Annotated in this window: 18 protein-coding genes; 8 read left to right on the forward strand and 10 right to left on the reverse strand. The window is 73.5% G+C overall.

The genetic code is table 11. The features are described 5' to 3' along the window. The first annotated feature begins 20 nt into the window (after positions 1-20). From QWY29_RS11615 to QWY29_RS11640, 6 genes are all read left to right on the forward strand, one after another. Positions 21-767, forward strand: coding sequence for an enoyl-CoA hydratase/isomerase family protein (locus QWY29_RS11615; protein ID WP_300960984.1), 747 nt, complete (start codon positions 21-23; stop codon positions 765-767). Continuing rightward, positions 760-2,235 (forward strand): AMP-binding protein, encoded by a 1,476-nt coding sequence (locus QWY29_RS11620; RefSeq protein WP_300960986.1) that lies wholly within the window; start codon positions 760-762, stop codon positions 2,233-2,235. The genes QWY29_RS11615 and QWY29_RS11620 overlap by 8 nt, the downstream gene beginning before the upstream one ends. Further along, positions 2,232-3,851, forward strand: a complete 1,620-nt coding sequence (locus QWY29_RS11625) for an amidohydrolase (protein WP_300960988.1) — start codon at positions 2,232-2,234, stop codon at positions 3,849-3,851. Before QWY29_RS11620 ends, QWY29_RS11625 begins: the two co-directional genes overlap by 4 nt. Continuing rightward, positions 3,848-4,444: a GNAT family N-acetyltransferase gene (locus QWY29_RS11630; protein ID WP_300960990.1), complete on the forward strand. Its 597-nt coding sequence runs from the start codon at positions 3,848-3,850 to the stop codon at positions 4,442-4,444. The genes QWY29_RS11625 and QWY29_RS11630 overlap by 4 nt, the downstream gene beginning before the upstream one ends. Before the next feature lie 59 nt (positions 4,445-4,503). Next, positions 4,504-5,910: a KamA family radical SAM protein gene (locus QWY29_RS11635; RefSeq protein WP_300960992.1), complete on the forward strand. Its 1,407-nt coding sequence runs from the start codon at positions 4,504-4,506 to the stop codon at positions 5,908-5,910. Between the two features lie 539 nt (positions 5,911-6,449). Next, on the forward strand, positions 6,450-6,752 hold the full coding sequence (locus QWY29_RS11640; RefSeq protein WP_300960993.1) for a putative endonuclease domain-containing protein: 303 nt from the start codon (positions 6,450-6,452) through the stop codon (positions 6,750-6,752). Positions 6,753-6,774: 22 nt separating this feature from the next. Here the strand turns inward: QWY29_RS11640 and QWY29_RS11645 are convergent, their stop codons facing one another. Further along, positions 6,775-7,260, reverse strand: a complete 486-nt coding sequence (locus QWY29_RS11645; protein ID WP_300960994.1) for an Lrp/AsnC family transcriptional regulator — start codon at positions 7,258-7,260, stop codon at positions 6,775-6,777. 117 nt (positions 7,261-7,377) lie between these two features. On the opposite strand from QWY29_RS11645, the gene QWY29_RS11650 reads away from it, so the two are divergent. Further along, positions 7,378-8,280 carry a 5'-3' exonuclease gene (locus QWY29_RS11650; RefSeq protein ID WP_300961366.1) on the forward strand — a complete coding sequence of 301 codons (903 nt, stop codon included), beginning with the start codon at positions 7,378-7,380 and terminating at the stop codon, positions 8,278-8,280. 37 nt (positions 8,281-8,317) lie between these two features. Next, positions 8,318-8,971, forward strand: a complete 654-nt coding sequence (locus QWY29_RS11655) for an SDR family oxidoreductase (RefSeq protein WP_300960996.1) — start codon at positions 8,318-8,320, stop codon at positions 8,969-8,971. A gap of 204 nt (positions 8,972-9,175) precedes the next feature. On the opposite strand, the gene QWY29_RS11660 is transcribed toward QWY29_RS11655, so the two are convergent. The 9 genes from QWY29_RS11660 to pafA all read right to left on the reverse strand — a co-directional run bounded on the left by QWY29_RS11660 (position 9,176) and on the right by pafA (position 18,980). Next, positions 9,176-11,968, reverse strand: coding sequence for a DEAD/DEAH box helicase (locus QWY29_RS11660; RefSeq protein WP_300960998.1), 2,793 nt, complete (start codon positions 11,966-11,968; stop codon positions 9,176-9,178). Beyond that, complete coding sequence (locus QWY29_RS11665; protein ID WP_300961000.1) at positions 11,965-12,846, reverse strand: diacylglycerol kinase; 882 nt, start codon at positions 12,844-12,846, stop codon at positions 11,965-11,967. The genes QWY29_RS11660 and QWY29_RS11665 overlap by 4 nt, the downstream gene beginning before the upstream one ends. A 24-nt stretch (positions 12,847-12,870) precedes the next feature. Continuing rightward, the gene (locus tag QWY29_RS11670; RefSeq protein ID WP_300961002.1) at positions 12,871-13,290 is read right to left on the reverse strand and encodes a hypothetical protein; all 420 of its coding nucleotides are present in this window, start codon (positions 13,288-13,290) and stop codon (positions 12,871-12,873) included. Continuing rightward, complete coding sequence (gene tatC / locus QWY29_RS11675) at positions 13,287-14,129, reverse strand: twin-arginine translocase subunit TatC (protein WP_300961004.1); 843 nt, start codon at positions 14,127-14,129, stop codon at positions 13,287-13,289. The genes QWY29_RS11670 and tatC overlap by 4 nt, the downstream gene beginning before the upstream one ends. A 12-nt stretch (positions 14,130-14,141) precedes the next feature. Continuing rightward, positions 14,142-14,420 (reverse strand): Sec-independent protein translocase subunit TatA, encoded by a 279-nt coding sequence (tatA, locus tag QWY29_RS11680; protein WP_300961006.1) that lies wholly within the window; start codon positions 14,418-14,420, stop codon positions 14,142-14,144. Then, positions 14,417-15,547, reverse strand: coding sequence for a WYL domain-containing protein (locus QWY29_RS11685; RefSeq protein WP_300961009.1), 1,131 nt, complete (start codon positions 15,545-15,547; stop codon positions 14,417-14,419). Before QWY29_RS11685 ends, tatA begins: the two co-directional genes overlap by 4 nt. Then, a complete protein-coding gene (locus tag QWY29_RS11690; RefSeq protein WP_300961011.1) occupies positions 15,544-16,542 on the reverse strand; it encodes a helix-turn-helix transcriptional regulator in 999 nt (332 codons plus the stop codon). The genes QWY29_RS11685 and QWY29_RS11690 overlap by 4 nt, the downstream gene beginning before the upstream one ends. A gap of 55 nt (positions 16,543-16,597) precedes the next feature. Further along, on the reverse strand, positions 16,598-17,500 hold the full coding sequence (locus QWY29_RS11695) for an FKBP-type peptidyl-prolyl cis-trans isomerase (protein ID WP_300961013.1): 903 nt from the start codon (positions 17,498-17,500) through the stop codon (positions 16,598-16,600). Between the two features lie 118 nt (positions 17,501-17,618). After that, the gene (pafA, locus tag QWY29_RS11700; RefSeq protein WP_300961015.1) at positions 17,619-18,980 is read right to left on the reverse strand and encodes a Pup--protein ligase; all 1,362 of its coding nucleotides are present in this window, start codon (positions 18,978-18,980) and stop codon (positions 17,619-17,621) included. Between the last annotated feature and the right edge of the window lie 190 nt (positions 18,981-19,170).

Genomic DNA, 19,170 nt, shown 5'->3' on the forward strand with positions numbered 1-19,170 from the left:
AGGAGCAGAGGAGGCGGACGGTGGTCGTCCACTACGAGCGCGACGGGGCGGTCGCGCGCATCGTCCTGGACCGGCCGGAGCGGCTCAACGCCGTCACGGCGGAGCTGACCGACGGCCTGGTCGTGGCACTGCGGCGCGCGCTGGCCGAGGAGGTCCGCGCGGTCGTGCTGAGCGGCACCGGCCGGGCGTTCTGCGCCGGGCACGACCTCAAGGAGGAGCCGCCGGTCGAGACCGTGCTGCAGACCCGCGCCCGGCTCGAGGCGATCCAGGACGTTACTCGCCTGGTGCGCGAGCTCCCTGCCCCGGTGGTCGCGGCCGTGCACGGCTACGCGCTCGGCGCCGGCTGCGAGTTCGCGCTGGCCTGCGACGTCGTCGTCGCCACCGAGGACGCCGCGTTCGGCTTCCCCGAGGTGAGCGTCGGCCTCTCGGTCACCGGCGGCATCTCGCGGCTCCTCCCCCACCTCGTCGGCTGGGCGCGCGCCAAGGAGCTGCTGCTGCTCGGCGAACGGGTCTCGGGTGCCGAGGCGGCCCGGATCGGGATGGTGGCCCGCGCCGTCGCACCCGGCGAGCACGAGACGGTCGCCCTCGACCTGGCCCGGCGGCTGGCCGACCGACCCCCGCTGGCGGTCAGCCTGGCCAAGCAGGTCCTCGACCAGGGCCTCGACGCGACCTTCGGCGAGGCGCTGGCCCGCGAGGTCGACCACGCCGTCCTCACCTCCCTCTCGGGCGAGGGCGACAGCCCGCGCACGGAGTTCGTCCGTGGCTGAGATCCGTTCCGCGCAGCTGCCCACCGACCTCGTGGCGGCGGTCGAGCACGCGGCCGCCACCTGGCCGGACCGGCCGGCGTGGACGTTCGAGGCCGCCGACGGGAGCACCACCCGGCTGACCTTCGCCGAGGTGGCGGAGCGGACGGCGGCGTACGCCGCGGGGCTGCAGGGGCTCGGGGTCGGCCCGGGCGACCGGGTGGCGGTCATGGTCGGCAACGAGCCGGGCTTCCCGCTGACCTGGCTGGCGCTCGCGCGGCTCGGCGCGGCGATCGTGCCGCTGAACGTGCGCTACCGCAGCGCCGACGCCCAGCACCTCGTCGACGACGCCGACGTGCGGTTGGCGGTCACCACCGCCGAGCACCGCGGCGTGCTCGACAGGCTCGAGCGGCCCCCGCGCGTGGTGCTGCTCGGCGACCTGGACGACCGCCCGGCCGCGGGGCCCGCCGGCGCGTCGGCGTACAGCCAGGGGCCGGTGGACCGCGACGCGGTCGTCAACGTGCAGTACACCTCCGGCACCACCGGGAGGCCGAAGGGCTGCCTGCTCACCCACGACTACTGGACGACCCTCGGCGGCTCGATGCTGCGGGAGTTCCCGCACCTGACCGGCGACGACGTCATGCTCACCGCGCAGCCGTTCCACTACGTCGACCCGCAGTGGAACGTCGTGTCCGCGCTGCTCGCCGGCGCCCACCTCGTCGTGCTCGACGGCTTCCACCCCTCGACGTTCTGGGACCGGGTGCGCGCGCACGGCGTGACCTACTTCTACTGCCTGGCCTCGATGCCGGTGCTGCTGCACAAGATGCCGCCGGACCCCGCCGACCGCGACCACCGCGTGCGCGCGGTGCAGTGCTCGGCGATCCCGCCGTCGCTGCACGCGGCGCTGGAGGAGCGCTGGGGTGTCGGGTGGTACGAGGCGTTCGGCATGACCGAGACCGGCGCCGACATCCGCGTCACCGCCGAGGACCACGACGAGCTGGTCGGCACCGGCAGCCTCGGTCGCCCCGCCGGCCACCGCGAGGCGCAGGTCGTCGACGGCGAGCTGTGGCTGCGCGGACCGGGGATGATGACCGGCTACCTCGGCCACCCGAGCCCGTTCCGCGACGGCTGGTTCCCCACCGGCGACCTGGCGCGGATCGACGAGCGCGGCCGCGTCCTCCTCCAGGGCCGGCTCAAGGACATGATCCGGCGCAGCGGGGAGAACGTCGCCGCCCACGAGGTCGAGGAGGTGCTGATGGGCCATCCCGAGGTCCGGCTCGCGGCCGTCGTCGGCGTCCCCGACGAGGTGCGCGGCGAGGAGGTCATGGCGTACGTCGTCGTGCCGGGCGTCCCCGAGGCGGACGTGCCGGACGTGCTCGGCGCGTGGTGCGCGGAGCGGCTCGCGGCGTTCAAGGTGCCCTCGCGGTGGGCCGTGCGCGACGAGCTGCCGCTGACCGCCTCCCACCGGGTCGCGAAGGCGCAGCTCGCGTGAGCGGGACGCTGCAGGCCGACCTGCTGCTGACCAACGCCCGCGTGCGCACGCTCGGCGGACCCGACCACGAGCTGACCGCGTCGTCGGTCGCGGTCCTCGGTGGCCGGGTCGTCGCGCTCGAGGACGTGCCGGCCCGGCGGGTGCTCGACCTGGACGGCGCGGTCGTCGTGCCGGGCTTCCACGACGCGCACAACCACATGGCCTGGCACGGGCTGGCGCTCGCCGAGGTCGACCTGCGGGTGCCCTCGCTCGACCACCTCTACGACGCGGTGGCCGCCCGGGCGGCGACGCTCGGCCCCGACGAGTGGGTCGTCGGCGCGGGCTACGACGAGAACAAGATCGGCGCCCACCCCGACCGCGACGCGCTCGACCGGGCCGCCGGCGGCCGCCGGGTCTGGCTCAAGCACACCTCGGGCCACATGTGCGTCGTCTCCTCCGCCGTGCTCGCCGACCTCGGCCTGGCCGACGCCCCGACCGACGTGCCGGGCGGGTTGGTCGTCGTGGACGGGGCGGGCCGGCCGACCGGGCTCCTGCAGGAGCAGGCGCAGTCGCTGCTCTCCCCGCTGGTCCTCCCCTACCCCGTCGCCACCCTGGTCGACGCGATCGAGCGCGCCGGGCGCGCCTACCTCGCCGAGGGCATCACCAGCGTCGTCGAGGCCGGGGTCGGTGGCGGCTGGATCGGCAAGAGCCCGGTCGAGGTCGCGGCCTACCAGGCCGCACGGGACGCCGACCGGCTGCCGGTGCGCGTGGAGCTGATGGTCGCCGCCGACGTGCTGCACCCCCTGCCCGCGCACCCGACCGACGGCCTCACCGCGGGCATCGACCTCGGCATCCGCACCGGCCTCGGCGACGACCGGCTGCGGATCGGCCCGGTCAAGGTCTTCTCCGACGGGTCGCTGATCGGCCACACCTGCGCGCTGACCGAGGACTTCGCCGACACCCCCGGGTCCCGCGGCTACCTCCAGGGCGACGCCGACGCCCTGCGCACCCGCATCCTCGGCGCCCACCGGTCCGGCTGGCGGGTCGCCGCCCACGCGATCGGCGACGCGGCGATCGACCTCGTCCTCGACGCGTACGACGAGGCGCAGCGCCGCTGGCCCCGCCCCGACGTGCGGCACCGGATCGAGCACTTCGGCGTCTCCCGGCCCGACCAGGTGGCGCGGGCCGCCGCGCTCGGGGTCGTGCCCGTGCCGCAGGGCCGGTTCGTCGGCGAGATCGGCGACGGGATGCTGCGGGCGCTCGGCCCCGGGCGGGCCGGCTGGGCCTACCGGGGCCGCTCGCTGCTCGACGCCGGGATCGTGGTCCCCGGCAGCTCGGACCGCCCCGTGGTCGACGGTCGCCCGCTGCTCGGCATCCACGACCTGGTCAACCGCACGACCGACGGCGGTCGGCCGCTGGGCCGCGAGGAGGCGATGACGGGGCTCGAGGCCCTGACGGCGTACACGCTCGGGTCGGCGTACGCCTCCCACCAGGAGCACGAGCGCGGCCAGGTGCTGCCCGGGCGGCTCGCGGACCTCGCAGTGCTCTCCGACGACCCGGCCACCGTCGACCCGACCCGGATCAAGGACATCGAGGTGCTGCGCACGGTGCTCGGCGGACGGGTGGTGCACGGATGAGCGCGCTGGTCGAGGCGGCGTCCCTGGGCGCGGCGGACCTGGCCGCGGTGCGGGCGATCTACGAGGGCGCCTTCCCCGACGACCTGCAGGCGCCCTTCGAGGACCTGCTGGCCGACCGCCTGCTGACCTACGTCGACGAGGACGGCCCGGCGGGCCTCGCGCTGGTGCGCGACCTCGGCCCGACGTCGTGGACGTTCCTGCGCTACTACGCCGTCGGCCGGCGCGGCCGCGGCACCGGGTCGGCGATGTGGGCGCACCTGACCGCCCTGCTCGCCGGCGAGGGACGCACCCGGCTGGTGTGGGACGTCGAGGACCCCGACGAGCCGGGCCTCTCACCCGCGCTGGTCGAGGAGCACCAGCGCCGGATCGTCTTCTACGAGCGGCTGGGCGGCCGGCTGCTGCCCGTGCGCGACTACGAGCCGCCCCACGACGACGGCCACGCGCCCCGGCTGCTGCTGATGGACACCCCGCTGGGCCCCGGCGACGAGGCGCCGCTGCGCGACGTCGTCGAGGGGGTGTTCCGCTGGCGCTACGGGCGGGCCGCTGACGACGCCGTCGTGCGCCGGACGTTGGAGGCCAGCGGGCTCGTCTGAACCGGAGATCCTCCGGCGCGTGAATGGATATGACGAAGATCATCCGTTAGCGTGCTCACATGAGCATCGAGACCTCGATCGGCCTGGAGACCGGCCAGCCCTACCCGTACCGCCGGGTCGAGCTGGTCGAGCCCGACTGGACCCGCTTCCCCGGCTGGCGCGAGGTGACCCGCGCCGAGTGGGAGTCGGTCCAGTGGCAGCGCTCGCACTGCGTCAAGAACGTCAAGCAGCTGCGCGACCTGATGGGCGACCTGCTCGACGAGCGGTTCTACGCCGACCTCGAGCGCGACCAGCGGGAGCGGGCCACGATGTCGATGCTCGTGCCGCCGCAGATGATGAACACGATGGTCCCGCACGCGGTCCCGGCCGGCCCCGGCTCGCTGACCGAGGCGTTCTACGGCGACCCGCTGCGCCACTACATGATCCCGGTCTTCTCCGACCGGCGCACCGACTGGCCCTCGCACCCCTACGCCAGCCGCGACTCCCTGCACGAGCACGACATGTGGGTCGCCGAGGGGCTGACCCACCGCTACCCGACCAAGGTGTTGGCCGAGCTCCTGCCGACCTGCCCGCAGTACTGCGGCCACTGCACGCGCATGGACCTCGTCGGCAACTCCACGCCCGCGGTCGACAAGCTGAAGTTCCTCGCCAAGCCCAACGACCGGCTCGAGGCGATGGTCGACTACCTGCGTCGCACGCCGTCGGTGCGCGACGTCGTCGTGTCCGGCGGGGACGTGGCGAACATGCCCTGGCCCCGGCTCGAGGCGTTCGTGACCGCCCTGCTCGACGTGGAGAACATCCGCGACATCCGCCTCGCCACCAAGGCGCTGGTCGGGCTGCCGCAGCACTGGCTGCAGGACGACGTCCGCGCCGGTGTCGAGCGCGTCGCCGGGCTCGCCCGCTCGCGCGGCGTCTCGCTGGCGATCCACACCCACGCCAACCACGCGCACTCGGTCACCCCGCTGGTCGCCGACGCGGCGCGGGCGATGCTCGAGGCCGGCGTCCGCGACGTGCGCAACCAGGGCGTCCTGCTCGACGGCGTCAACGCCGACCCGCACGCGCTGCTCGACCTGTCCTTCGCGCTGCTCGACGGTGCCGGCGTCATGCCCTACTACTTCTACATGTGCGACATGATCCCCGCCGCCGAGCACTGGCGGGTCTCGCTCGCCGACGCCCAGCGGCTGCAGACCGCGATCATGGGCTACCTGCCCGGCTTCGCCACGCCGCGCATCGTCTGCGACGTGCCGTTCGTCGGCAAGCGCTGGGTGCACCAGGTGACGTCGTACGACACCGACCTCGGCATCTCGCGGTGGACGAAGAACTACCGGACCTCGATCGAGGCGACCGACCCCGAGGCGCTCACCCGCACCTACGACTACTACGACCCGATCCACTCCCTGCCCGAGGCCGGCCAGGAGTGGTGGCGCCGTCGCGCCGGGCTCGACGCCCAGCTCGCCCTCACCTGATCGCCGGCTGGTTGAGGAAGGCGCGCAAGCGCCTGTCTCGAAACCCGCCGGAGCTGGGCGTGCCTTCCAGCCGGTTGGCGGGGAGCCGGTGACGCACCTGGCGCGTCACGGACTCCCCACGAGTCGCCTGTCCACAGGCCCGGTGCCGCGCGCTCGCCGCGGCGGCACCGGCCGCCCAGGATGGGACGGGTGGACCCACGTGACCTCGAGCGGCTGCTCCGGGGCCAGGACGGCGTGGTGGCGCGTCGGCAGCTGACCGAGCTGGCCGTGCGGCCGCACGAGCTCGCCCGCCTGGTCCGGCGGTCGCGGCTGGTCCGGGTCCTGCCCGGGGTGTACGTCGACCACACCGGCCCCGTCACCTGGGGCCAGCGGGCGTGGGCCGGGGTCCTGGCGGCGTGGCCGGCAGCGCTGGACCAGGAGTCGGCACTCGTCGTGCCGGGGCAGGACGGCCCCAGGGTCGTCCAGCTCGTCGTGGACCACTCCCGGCGGGTCCAGGCACCGCCCGGCTATCGGGGTGCGCCGCGCCCGCGGTCCGGCAGGTGCCCGGGACGGACGGCGGCGGCCGGCCGCTGCTCCGCGACGTCGAGCACGCGCCGTACGGCCTCGTCGTCGAGCTGGACGGCCGGATGTTCCACGACTCCGCCCGCCAGCGGGCGCGCGACCTGGAGCGCGACCTCGACGCGGCGCTGACCGGCCGGCAGACGGTCCGGCTCGGGTGGTCGCAGGTGTTCGACACCGCCTGCCGCACGGCGGGCACGATCGGGCGTCTGCTCGTGTTGCGCGGCTGGCGCGACGAGGTGCGCCCGTGCGGTCCGGGGTGCGCGGTACGCCGCACCGCATGACCGAGCCCGGCGCGTGGTGCCGTCAGCCGTCGGCGGGGTCGGTCTCCGGCTCGGCGGCGCTGACCGGCCGGTTCTCGTAGAACGTGTTGAGCACGATCGTCGTGCGCGTGTTGACGTTGGCGGCGGCCCGGATCCGCGCGAGCAGCCCCTCGAGCGCCGAGGGGGTCTCGGTGCGGACCTTGAGGATGTACGACTCCTCGCCCGCGACCGACCAGCACGACTCGATCTCGGTGATCGCGCTCAGCCGCTCCGGGGAGTCGTCGGGCTGGGAGGGGTCGATCGGGCGGATCGAGATGAAGGCGGTCAGCGGCAGGCCGACCTGCTCGTGGTCGATGGTCGCGCCGTAGCCCAGGATCAGGCCGCGCTGCTCGAGCCGCTTGACGCGCTGGTGCACCGCGGAGGTCGACAGGCCGGTCGCCTTGCCGAGGTCGGTGAACGACATCCGCCCGTCGGTCGCGAGCAGCTCGAGGATGTGCCGGTCGGTTGCCTCGACGTCTCCGGTGCTCACGGCGGTCACCCTAGCCACCGACAGGGGTCGACGCGCGCGCACCGGGCTGATCGGCGGGAGGGGCCGGCACTCGGCTCTGACAGGATGCGGCGCGTGACCACCCCGCCCGGACGCCTCATGCTCCTCGACACCGCCTCGATGTACTTCCGGGCCTTCTTCGGCGTGCCGGAGATCAAGGCACCCGACGGCACGCCGGTCAACGCGGTCCGCGGCCTGCTGGACTTCATCAGCCGCCTGGTCGACGAGTACCGCCCGACCGACCTGGTCTGCTGCTGGGACAACGACTGGCGGCCCCAGTGGCGGGTCGACCTGCTGCCGTCGTACAAGGCGCACCGGGTGGTCGAGGAGGTCGCCGGCTCCCCCGACGTCGAGGAGGTGCCCGACCCGCTGGAGGTGCAGGTCCCGATCATCCGCGAGGTGCTGGAGGCCTTCGGCATCCGCGTCGTCGGCGCCGACGGCTACGAGGCCGACGACGTCATCGGCACCCTCGCGACCGGCGCCGGCCAGCCGGTCGACGTCGTCACCGGCGACCGCGACCTCTTCCAGCTCGTCGACGACGAGCTCGACGTCCGGGTGCTCTACATCGCCCGCGGCGTCGGCAAGCACGAGCGCGTGACCAACGGCTGGGTGCGCGACAAGTACGGCATCGACGCCCACCAGTACGCCGACTTCGCCACGCTCCGCGGGGACGCCTCCGACGGGCTGCCGGGGGTGGCCGGCGTGGGTGAGAAGACCGCGGCCAGCCTGCTCGAGCGCCATGGCGACATGGCCGGCATCCGGGCGGCGGCCCTCGACCCTGACTCCGGGATGGCGCCCGGGCCGCGCGGCAAGCTCAAGGCGGCTGCGGACTACCTCGAGGTGGCGCCGCGGGTGGTCGCCGTCGCCCGCGACATCGACCTCGACCGCTCCGGCACCGCGCTCCCCCGCCGGCCGCGGGACCCCGAGCGGCTCGCCGCGCTGGCCGAGACGTGGGCGCTCACCAGCCCCGTCGAGCGGCTCACCGCGGTCCTCTCCGGCTGAGGTCGGCGCTCACCCAGGCGTCCGTACGGTGGGGAGCATGACCCAGATCGCGATCGTCGGGGGCCACGGCAAGGTGGCCCAGCAGCTCATCACCACCCTCTCCGCGAGCGGCCACACGCCGGTCGCGCTCGTCCGCAAGGAGGAGTACCGCGAGGAGCTCGAGTCGCAGGGCGCCGTCGTGCGCCTGCTCGACATCGAGGCGCAGGAAGCGGCGGACTACGCCGCGGCGTTCGAGGGCTGCCAGGCCGTCGTCTTCGCCGCCGGCGGGGGCGCCGACGGCAACATCGAGCGCAAGCGCACCGTCGACCTCGAGGGCTCGCTGAAGTCGATCGCCGGCGCGGAGCGTGCCGGCATCCGGCGGTTCGTCCAGGTCTCGGCCATGGGCGTCGACCAGCCCCTGCCCGACGACACCGAGGACGTGTGGCGGGCCTACGTCGAGGCCAAGCGCGACGCCGACGCCGCCCTGCGGGAGAGCGGGCTGGCCTGGACGATCATCCGCCCCGGCGCCCTGACCGACGACCCGGCCACCGGCTCGGTCACCCTGGCCGAGTCCGTCGACCGCGGCGAGGTCACCCGCGCCGACGTCGCGGCCGTCCTCGCGGCGTGCCTCGACGACGACGCCTCCGTCGGCAAGCAGTGGGAGCTCGTCGGCGGCTCTACCCCCGTCGCCGACGCCGTCGCCTCCGCCTGACCTGGCACCCGCGCCGGCTCGATCAGCGGGGCGGACCGTCGACCTGGGCCGCCCGGCGGGTTTCGAGACAGGCGCTGCGCGCCTTCCTCAACCAGCCGGAGGGGTCGGGACAGGCGCTGCGCGCCTTCCTCAACCAGCCGGAGGGGTCGAGACAGGCGCTGCGCGCCTTCCTCAACCAGCCGGAGGGGTCGACCAGCGGCGGGGTCAGTCGGCGATGGCGGAGTAGGCGACGACGCCGCGGCGCAACTGCTTGACGACGTCGCGGGCCGTGCGGCGCAGGGGGGTGTCGCCGGCGGCGTCGGCGACCTGGCCGGCGAGGTCGAGCAGCTGCTTCATCCAGCGGACGAAGTCGCCGGCGGCGAGCTCGGAGGCGCTCAGGACGTCGTCGAGCTCGTCGCCCTCGGCCCAACGGTAGGCCATCCACGCGAAGCCCAGGTCCGGCTGGCGCAGGAAGTCCAGCCGGTGGTCCTTCTCGAGCCGGTCGAGGTCGCCCCAGACCTGCAGCATCCGCTCGACGACCGGGCGAACCCGCCCGCCGGGGATCCGCGGCGAGGACTGGTCGTCGGCGCGGCGCGCCTCGAAGACCAGCACCGACAGCACCGCGGCGAGCTCGGAGGCGGTCAGGTCGTCCCAGAGGCCGTGCCGCATGCACTCGGCGGCGAGCAGGTCCATGTCGGAGTAGAGCCGCATCAGGTGCCGGCCGCGGTCGGTGACCTCCTCGCCCTCGAGGTAGCCGAGCACGGTAAGCACGTCGCAGACGCGGTCGAACTGGCGGGCGACGGTGTTGGTCCGGTTCTCCACGCGGCGAGCGAGGGTCTGGGCGTCCCGCTCGAGCTTGAAGTACCGCTCGGCCCACCGGCTGTGGTCCTCGCGCTCGGGGCAGGCGTGGCAGGGGTGCGCCTTCAGCCGGCCGCGCAGGTCGGCGACCACCGGGTCGACGTCGGAGTCCGGTGAGCCCTTGCGCCGCCTAAGCGGGGCCGGCGGGAGGTCGCGGGTGCGGTTGCGCAGCGCCGCGGCGAGGTCGCGCCGCATCTGCGGGTTGCGACCGTTGAAGCTGCGCGGCACCCGCAGGCGGGTGAGCGACTCGACGGGCGTCTGGAAGTCCATCATCGCCAGGCGGCGGGCCTGCCGGTCGAGGGTCACGACGTACGGCCGCGGGCCCTCGTCGCTGTAGCCGGGGTCGACCACGACGGCGTACCCGGCGAACTTGCCCGACGGCACGTCGATGACGTCGCCGACCTTGAGCCGCGCCAGCGAGGCGATGACCTCGTCGCGGCGGTCCTGGCGGCGCGAGCGGCTCGCCTCCTTCTCGACGTCGGAGATCCGGCGGCGCAGCGCGGCGTACTCCATGAAGTCGCCGAGGTGGCACTGCGCGGCCTCGCGGTAGCCGTCGAGCGCGTCCTCGCTCTTGCGCAGCTGGCGCGCCAGCCCGACGACGGCCTTGTCGGCCTGGAACTGGGCGAAGGACTGCTCGAGCAGCTCGCGCGAGCGGGCGCGGCCGAACTGGTTCACCAGGTTGACCGCCATGTTGTACGACGGGCGGAACGACGAGCGGAGCGGGTAGGTGCGGGTCGAGGCGAGGCCGGCCAGCTCGCGGGGGTTCATGCCCGGCTGCCACATGACGACGCCGTGGCCCTCGACGTCGAGCCCGCGGCGGCCGGCGCGACCGGTGAGCTGGGTGTACTCCCCCGGCGTGATGTCGGCGTGGGTCTCGCCGTTCCACTTGCTCAGCTTCTCGATGACGACCGTGCGGGCCGGCATGTTGATGCCCAGCGCGAGCGTCTCGGTGGCGAAGACGACCTTGCACAGCCCGCGGAGGAAGAGCTCCTCGACGCACTGCTTGAACGCCGGCAGCATGCCGGCGTGGTGGGCGGCGACGCCGCGGGTGAGCCCCTCGAGGAAGTCGTGGTAGCCGAGGACGTGGAGGTCCTCCTTGGCCAGGTGACGGGTCGCCTCCTCGACGTAGGTGTGGATCTCGTCGCGCTCGGCCGGGCTGGTGAGCCGCACGCCGGCGTTGAGGCACTGCGTGACGGCCGCGTCGCAGCCGACCCGGCTGAAGATGAAGACGATCGCCGGCAGCAGGTTCTCCCGCTCGAGGCGGTCGATGACGTCGTACCGGCTGGGGATCCACACCCGCCGGCCGTTGCCGACCTGCTTGGCGCCGCGCGCGCCGGACCCGCGCGGGGAGCGGCGGTCCTTGATCCGCGAGGCGGCCCAGTCGTCGCGGGCGACCTTCATCAGCTCGTCGTTGACCGGCGCCCCCTCCTTGACGAAGCCGGCGGCCGCGTCGACGTCGGAGGAGGCGAACAGGTCCAGCAGGCGGCGGCCGACCATGACGTGCTGGTAGAGCGGGACCGGCCGCTTCTCCTCCACGATCGTGGCGGTGTCGCCGCGGACGGTCTCGAGCCACTCGCCGAACTCCTCGGCGTTGGAGACCGTCGCCGACAGCGAGACCAGCGAGACCGACTCGGGCAGGTGGATGATGACCTCCTCCCACACCGCGCCGCGGGAGCGGTCGGCGAGGTAGTGCACCTCGTCCATGACCACGAAGCCCAGGCCGATGAGGGTGCGCGACCCGGCGTAGAGCATGTTGCGCAGGACCTCAGTGGTCATCACGACGATCGGCGCCTCGCCGTTGACGACGTTGTCGCCGGTCAGCAGGCCGACCTGCTCGGGGCCGTAGCGGCGGACCAGGTCGTTGTACTTCTGGTTCGACAGCGCCTTGATCGGCGTGGTGTAGAACGCCTTGCGGCCGGTCGCGAGCGCGAGGTGGATCGCGAACTCGCCGACGATCGTCTTGCCCGACCCGGTGGGCGCCGCGACGAGCACGCCGCGGCCCTCCTCGATGTGCTCGCAGGCACGCACCTGGAAGTCGTCGAGCGGGAAGTCGTGGAGCGCGCGGAAGTCCTTGAGCACCGGGTGCTGCTTGGTGGCGCGGTACGCCGCGTAGCGCTGCGCGGGGGTGAGCTGGTCGTCGTCGTGCTGATCCGCGCTCATGCGAGAACGGTAAGCGCGCCGGGCACGGCCTCGACGGTCAGGGGCAGCGGGCCGAACCGCTCGCCGTCGGCGTACGACACGATCCCGGGCGCCGCGACCGTGACGGTCCGGGCGCGGTGGTGCTCGTACTGGGGCAGCTGCGTGTGGGTGCCCTTGAACAGGCGCGGGTAGGCACGCACCAGGCCCGCCTTGCTCAGCGGCTTGATGATCACGACGTCCAGCATGCCGTCGTCGAGCAAGGCGCCCTCGGTGATGCGCAGCCCGCCGCCGAACGACGGGCCGTTGCCGACCGCGACGAGCATCGCGTCGGTGCGGATCCGCCGGCCGTCGACCTCGATCACGTAGGGCAGCGGCTCGAAGACGCGCAGCTCGGCGAGGGTGGCCAGGTTGTAGCGCATCTGGCCCCGCGGCCACGTCATCGCGTTGGCCCGCTCGTTGACGATGGCGTCGAAGCCGGCGGCGAGCACGGTCACGAACCACTTCGAGCCGCACCGGGCCAGGTCGATGGTGCGGGTGCGGCCGGCGATGACCCGGTCGGCCGCGGCGAGCGGGTCGGAGCGCGGGATGTCGAGGTAGCGGGCGACGTCGTTGCCCGTGCCGGCGGGCACCAGCCCGAGCGGGGTGCCGGTGCCGGCGAGCGCCTGCACGCCCAGGTGCGCCATCCCGTCGCCGCCGCAGACCACCAGCGCCTCGACGCCGTCGGCGACCGCGGAGCGGGCCAGGTCGAGCGCCTCGTCGGCGTCGCGGCCGACCAGGTCCCGCACGACCAGCCCGGCGTCGCGGAACCGGCCCAGCGCGGCTGCGCGGTACCGGCCGCCACGGCCCTGCCCGGCCGTGGGGTTCGTCAGGAGCGCGATCTCGCGGGAGCTGCCGGCCACGGGCGGACCCTACCGGCGCACGGCCTACCGCGAGCGGCGTTCGGTGCCGATCCGCAGGTGGGCCGCGTAGCGGTCGGGGTCCGCCCCGACCGACCTGGCCAGGCGTTCGAGGGCGTCGAGCACGAGGTCGGCGGTGAACGACGTCCCCGGCACGGCGAGCGTCAACCTCTCGTCGCGGCGTACGACGTCGACCTGGCCGTGCCGCCACGCCTGGTGCGCCCGGCGGCGGGCCGGCTCGTCGGTCACCGGCGCGGGCCAGGCCTCGTCGACCGCGAGCAGGTCGCAGGCGAGCCGCTCCTCCCCCGCGGCCAGCAGGCCGCGGACCAGGTGCCCGGTGCGGACCCCGGACTCGGGGTGCCAGGTGACCTCGTCGGCGCCCAGCCACTCGGGCAGGTCGAAGGGGTCGACCGGCGCCAGGTCGGAGGGGACCTGCGGCGTGCTCACAGCGGCGAGAGGGCGTCGTCGTCCCACTGGTCGGTGCTGTCCGCCCCGCGCCCGCGGGACCGGTCGACGAGCCGGGCGACGACCTCGGCGACGACGAAGAGCAGCAGCATCGGCAGGGCGAGCATGAGCATCGAGAACGGGTCGGTCGACGGTGTGGCGACGGCCGCGAAGACGAACGTGCCGATGATGATCCACGGCCGGTAGCGGCCCAGCGCCTTGCCGCTGACCACGCCGGCGAGGTTGAGCATGATGACGAACAGCGGGATCTCGAAGGCGACGCCGAAGACCAGCAGCATCCGGGTGAAGAACCCGAAGTACTCACCGAACTCGACGAGGTTCTCCAGGCCGTCGGGGGTGAAGCCGATCAGCACCTCGAGACCCTTGGGGAGCACGTAGTAGCCGGTGCCGACGCCGACGAAGAAGATCGGACCGGCGATGGCGGCGAAGACGCGGGTCCAGCGCCGCTCGTGGGCGTGCAGGCCGGGCACGATGAACGCCCAGATCTGGTAGAGCCAGAACGGGCTGCTGGCGACGATGGCGGCGACCCCGGCGAGCTTGAGCTGCAGCAGCAGCGGTCCGCCGGCCGAGGCGATGTAGGCCTTGGTCTCCACACCCGGCAGCGCCGCCTGGGCGTCGTTGTAGGGGTCGAGGATCAGGTCGAGCAGCCACGGGTCGTAGAGCACGAGCCCGATGACGAAGGCGATGACGAAGAAGATCGACGCCTTGAGCAGGCGTGCGCGCAGCTCACGCAGGTGGTCCGACAGCGCCATCCGGCCGCCCGCGCCCACCGGGTGGTGCGGTCGACCCCGGAAGAGGTCGAGGACCCCGGAGATGGACAAGCGGAGCCCGGATCAGGCGGTGTCGCCGCGGCGCTGGCGCTCGGTCTCGGCGTCCAACTGGGCCTGCTGACGAGCCTCGAGCTCGCGCTGCTCGGGGGTCTTCGCGCCCTCGTCCTCGTCGTCGTCCATCAGGCCCTTGGTCTCGGCCTTGAAGATGCGCAGGGCGCGGCCGCTGCCGCGGGCGAGCTCGGGGAGCTTGGAGGCACCGAAGAGCAGGATCAGCACGGCCAGGATGATGAGCAGCTCGGTGGTGCCGAGTCCTGCGATGAGCGGGAGCATGAGGGTCCTCACGAGTGCTGGGGTGCCGGGTCGTCGTGCTCGGGCCATCCTACGCCCGGGCCCCCGTAGAGACCGAGCGCATCCTGCGCCGCGGCGGTGAACATCGAGGTGAGCTCCTGGGGGTGGACCACCCTCGCATGGGGGGCCAGCCGGAGCAGCAGGCGCAGCAGCCAGCGCTCGTCGGCGACGACCAGGTCGACCTCGAGCGAGCCGTCGGCGGCGGGGCGGACCTCCTCGACCGCGTAGTACTCCGTCACCCACCGCGCCGGCGGGTCCAGGTGCAGGGTGACCCGGCGGGTCTCCTCGGCCTGGCTGAAGATGCCCTCGCTGAGGTCGCGCGGCGCCGCCGGCTCGGTCTCGATCGGCCGGTCGAGCACCTCGAGCTCGTGGATGCGGTCCAGCCGGAACAGCCGCGGCGCCTCGGCCCCGTGGTCCCAGGCGTCGAGGTAGGAGAAGCCGTGGTGGTTGACGACCCCGCGCGGGTCCACGACGCGCTCGGTCTGCTCGTCGCGGCTCGGCACCCAGTAGGTCATCCGCACCTGGCGCCGCTCGTCGGCCGCCTGCTGCAGCCGGGTCGCCCGCAGCGCGAGGTCGACGTCGGCCGCGTCGAGCCCGGGGTCCACCTGGGGCGCCGCCTCCGCGGCGGCCGCCTCGAGCTTGGCGAGGGCGCGGTCGACGATGCCGCGGGTCTCCTCCCCCGCCCCGCCCCGCAGGGCGCGCAGCGCCACGATGATCGCGGTCGCCTCCGTCGGCGTGAGCCGCAGCGGCCGCGCGAGGTAGTCGGCGTTGGCGATGCGGATGACGCCGTCGGCCTCCGGGCCCTCGAGGGAGTCCAGGTCGACGTCGATGAGGTCGTCGGGGTAGCCACCGGGCAGGCCGACCATGAGCAGCACCTTGAGGTCCTTGACGACCTGGTCGGGCGCCACGCCGAGGGCGGTCGCCGCCTCGTCGACGCGGACCTGCCCGTGGGCGTGGAGGTACGGCACCAGCGCCAACAGCCGCGCCACCTGGTCCTTGGCGCCGCTGACCGGCTGCTTGGCCGGCTGCTTGGCCGGCTGCTTGGCCGGCTGCTTGACCGGCTGCTTGGCCGGCTGCTTGGCCGGCTGCTTGGCCGGCCCGGGCGTACGCCGCGTGCTCACGACGCCTGCCCGAGGTGCGGGTCGGCGGCCAGCGCCGCGCGGAGCCGCTGGACGACCTGCTCGCGCAGCCGGGCCGGCTCCTCGACGAGCACGTCGGCGCCGTGGGCGAGGATCTCGTCGGCCGCGCCGGGGATGCCGCGGGACAGGACCAGCCGGTCCCAGGCGGTCCGGTCGTCGGGGCCGGGGACCCCGGTCTCGACCTCGTCGGCGTTGCGTCGCAGCGCGTGCCCGGCGCCCGCGCGCACCAGCACCACGGTGCGGTCGCTGGTCGGAGGTGGCGCCAGCCGGCGGGCCACGGCCCGCACGTCGGTGCCCGGCGGGACGTCGTACGACCCCGGCTCGCCGGTGCGACGCGCCTCGCCCTGCACGCGGGAGAGCCGGAAGACCCGCTCGGCACCGCGGTCGGTGTCGAGCCCGACGACGTACCACCGGCCGGAGTAGCGGACGACGCCCCACGGCTGCAGGTGGCGCAGCGTCGGCGCGGTCTCGCCGCTGCGCTGGTAGGAGAACTCCACCGGCGTGCGCTCGGTGGTGGCCTCGAGGAAGACGTCGAAGGACGGCTCGTCGGCGCTCAGCCGCGGCTCGACGATGTCCAGCGCGCTGACGTCGACGGGGACGCCGAGCGCGACGAGCTTGCGGACCGCCTCGGTCGTCGCGTCGGCGAGCCGGGCGTGCTCCCACACCTTGGTCGCCAGGGCGATCACCGACGCCTCGTCTGCCTCGAGGTCGATGGCCGGCAGCGCGAACTCGTCGGGGCGGATGCGGTAGCCCGGCTCGTCGTCGAAGTAGGCGTCGAGCTGGCCGACCTCGATCGGCACGCCCAGCGAGCGCAGCTCGTCCTTGTCGCGCTCGAACATCTTCTCGAACGCCTCGTCACTGGTGCCCGGGTAGAGGATCGAGCGGATCCGCTCCTTGGGCACGTAGCGCCGCTGGACCAGCAGCATGATGAGCAGGTTGAGCAGGCGCTCGGTCTTCTTGCCCGTCGTCCCGCTCATCGCTCCCCCGTCCTCGCAGGCGTGCGCCCCGGCCGCAGGCGGCCGGGGCCCGGCGTCACTTCGCCGAGACGATGTCGACGACGAAGTACAGCGTGCTGCCCGCCGGGATGGCGGCCTGCGCCTGGTCACCGTAGCCGAGCTCCGGCGGGATCGAGAGCAGGACGCGGCTGCCCGCCTTCACGCCGGCGAGGCCGTAGGTCCAGCCCTGCACGACCTGCTGCAGCGAGAACTCGACCGGCTTCTTGGAGAACGACTCGTCGAACGGCTTGCCCGCGGCGTACACCATGCCGAGGTAGTCGGCCTTGACGGTGCTGTCGGTGGTCAGGGTCTCGCCCTTGCCCTCGCGGACGACGTACCGCTTGAGGTCGTCGTCGGCCTTCGGCTTGGGCAGGCCCTTGAACCGCAGGCGGACCGGGTCGCCCTTCGGCCCGAAGACGATGCCCGGCATCTCGTCGGCGCCGACGTCCTTGGGCTTCGGCGGCACGAACTCCTCGACGAGGTCGACGAGGACGAGCACGGTGTCCTTGTTGGCGATGTTGAGCTGGGGGTTGCCGACCTCGCCGAACGCCTCGTCCGCCGAGGCGGTCACGGCGACGCGGGAGCCGAGCGTCTGGCCGTCCAGGGCGTCGGCGAAGATCGGGGCCAGGTCGTCGCCGACCGTCAGCGTCTGCGGCTCGCCGCCCTCGTCGTAGGTGCTGTAGGCCTTGGACTTGGTGAAGCCGTTGCCGATCCAGATGTGGGTGACGACCTTGTCGCCGTCGGCCAGCTCCTCGCCGTCGCCCTCAACGAGGGTCTCGGCCTCGATGTCGCCGGCCTCCATGACGCCCTTCCACTCGACCTTCGGCTCCTCGCCGACGTCGCCGGAGACCTCGACCGCGTCGAGGCGCTCCGCGTCACCGCCGGCGCCGCTGCCGCCCTCGTCGTCGCCGCACGCGGTCAGCGAGGCGGCGAGGAGCACGGGGACCAGGACAAGGGCAGGGCGACGGAGTCGTCGGAGCACGAGGTTCACCTTCGGGATCTGGGGTCGGAGCGGCGCTCACCCTACAAGCGGTCCCTGAGAGGGACCTGGGGGAGGCTCACATGCCGTCGATGAGGCGCTGCACCCGCTCGTCGTGGGCGCGGAACGGGTCCTTGCACAGCACCGTGCGCTGCGCCTGGTCGTTGAGCTTGAGGTGCACCCAGTCGACGGTGAAGTCGCGCCGGCGCTCCTGGGCCTTGCGGATGAACTCCCCCCGCAGGCGCGCGCGGGTGGTCTGCGGCGGCACCGACTTGGCCTCGAAGATCTTCAGGTCGGTGGTCACCCGCGCGACCTTCCCCCGCTTCTCCAGCAGGTAGTAGAGGCCGCGGCCGCGGTGGATGTCGTGGTACGCCAGGTCGAGCTGGGCGACCCGCGGATGGCCCAGCGGCAGGCCGTGCTTGGCGCGGTAGGCGTCGATCAGCTTCCACTTGATGACCCAGTCGATCTCGGTGTCGACCAGGCCGAGGTCGTCGGACTCGATCGCCTTGAGACCGCGCTCCCACAGGTCCAGCGCCTGCTCGATGACCGGGGTGCTGATGCCGCGGCGGTCGACGAAGTCGCGGGCCTTGGAGAGGTACTCCCCCTGGATCTCCAGCGCACTGGCCTCCCGACCGTTGGCCAGGCGGACCTTGCGGGTGCCGGTGACGTCGTGGGAGATCTCGCGGATCGCGCGGATCGGGTTCTCCATCGTGAGGTCGCGCATGACCACGCCCTCCTCGATCATGCGCAGCACCAGGTCGCAGCTGGCGACCTTGAGCAGGGTCGTCGTCTCGCTCATGTTCGAGTCGCCGACGATGACGTGCAGGCGGCGGTACTTCTCGGCGTCCGCGTGCGGCTCGTCGCGGGTGTTGATGATCGGCCGGCTCCGGGTCGTGGCGCTCGAGACGCCCTCCCAGATGTGCTCGGCGCGCTGACTGACGCTGTAGCCGGCGCCCCGCGGCGTGTGCGTGACCTTGCCGGCGCCGACGATGATCTGCCGGGTCACCAGGAACGGGATGAGCACGTCGGCGAGGCGGGAGAACTCGCCGGCCCGGCCGACCAGGTAGTTCTCGTGGCAGCCGTAGGAGTTGCCGGCGGAGTCGGTGTTGTTCTTGAACAGGTAGATCTCGCCGGCGATGCCCTCGTCGTGCAGCCGCTGCTCGGCGTCGAGCAGCAGGCCCTCGAGCACCCGCTCACCGGCCTTGTCGTGGGTGACCAGCTCGACGACGTCGTCGCACTCGGGCGTGGCGTACTCCGGGTGGCTGCCCACGTCGAGGTAGAGCCGGGCGCCGTTGCGCAGGAAGACGTTGCTGGAGCGGCCCCAGCTCACGACCTTGCGGAACAGGTAGCGCGCGACCTCGTCGGGCGAGAGCCGACGCTGGCCCTTGAACGTGCACGTGACGCCGTACTCGTTCTCGATCCCGAAGATCCGGCGGTCCATGGCTGAACACTACGCACCGGATGGTCGGCACGGGTGCGACCCGCGGCGACCGCCGCCCTCCGCTGGTCGAGCAGGAGGGCCGCTCTCGCTGGTCGAGCAGGGAGGCGCCCCAGCGCCGACCGTCGACGAGACCCGGTGAGAGGCGCAGGGCCGCAGCCACACTCACCGGGTCTCGTCGACGCTCGCTTGC

It is taken from the genome of Nocardioides abyssi, from assembly GCF_030412915.1.
Lineage (GTDB): Bacteria > Actinomycetota > Actinomycetes > Propionibacteriales > Nocardioidaceae > Nocardioides > Nocardioides abyssi.

Bases quoted from the DNA above. Each gene is read 5' to 3' on its own strand.
- QWY29_RS11650 (WP_300961366.1), top strand. From the start codon at position 7,378: ATGCTCCTCGACACCGCCTCGATGTACTTCCGGGCCTTCTTCGGCGTG.
- QWY29_RS11660 (WP_300960998.1), bottom strand. From the start codon at position 11,968: ATGAGCGCGGATCAGCACGACGACGACCAGCTCACCCCCGCGCAGCGC.
- QWY29_RS11635 (WP_300960992.1), top strand. From the start codon at position 4,504: ATGAGCATCGAGACCTCGATCGGCCTGGAGACCGGCCAGCCCTACCCG.
- QWY29_RS11630 (WP_300960990.1), top strand. From the start codon at position 3,848: ATGAGCGCGCTGGTCGAGGCGGCGTCCCTGGGCGCGGCGGACCTGGCC.
- pafA (WP_300961015.1), bottom strand. From the start codon at position 18,980: ATGGACCGCCGGATCTTCGGGATCGAGAACGAGTACGGCGTCACGTGC.
- QWY29_RS11655 (WP_300960996.1), top strand. From the start codon at position 8,318: ATGACCCAGATCGCGATCGTCGGGGGCCACGGCAAGGTGGCCCAGCAG.
- QWY29_RS11690 (WP_300961011.1), bottom strand. From the start codon at position 16,542: ATGAGCGGGACGACGGGCAAGAAGACCGAGCGCCTGCTCAACCTGCTC.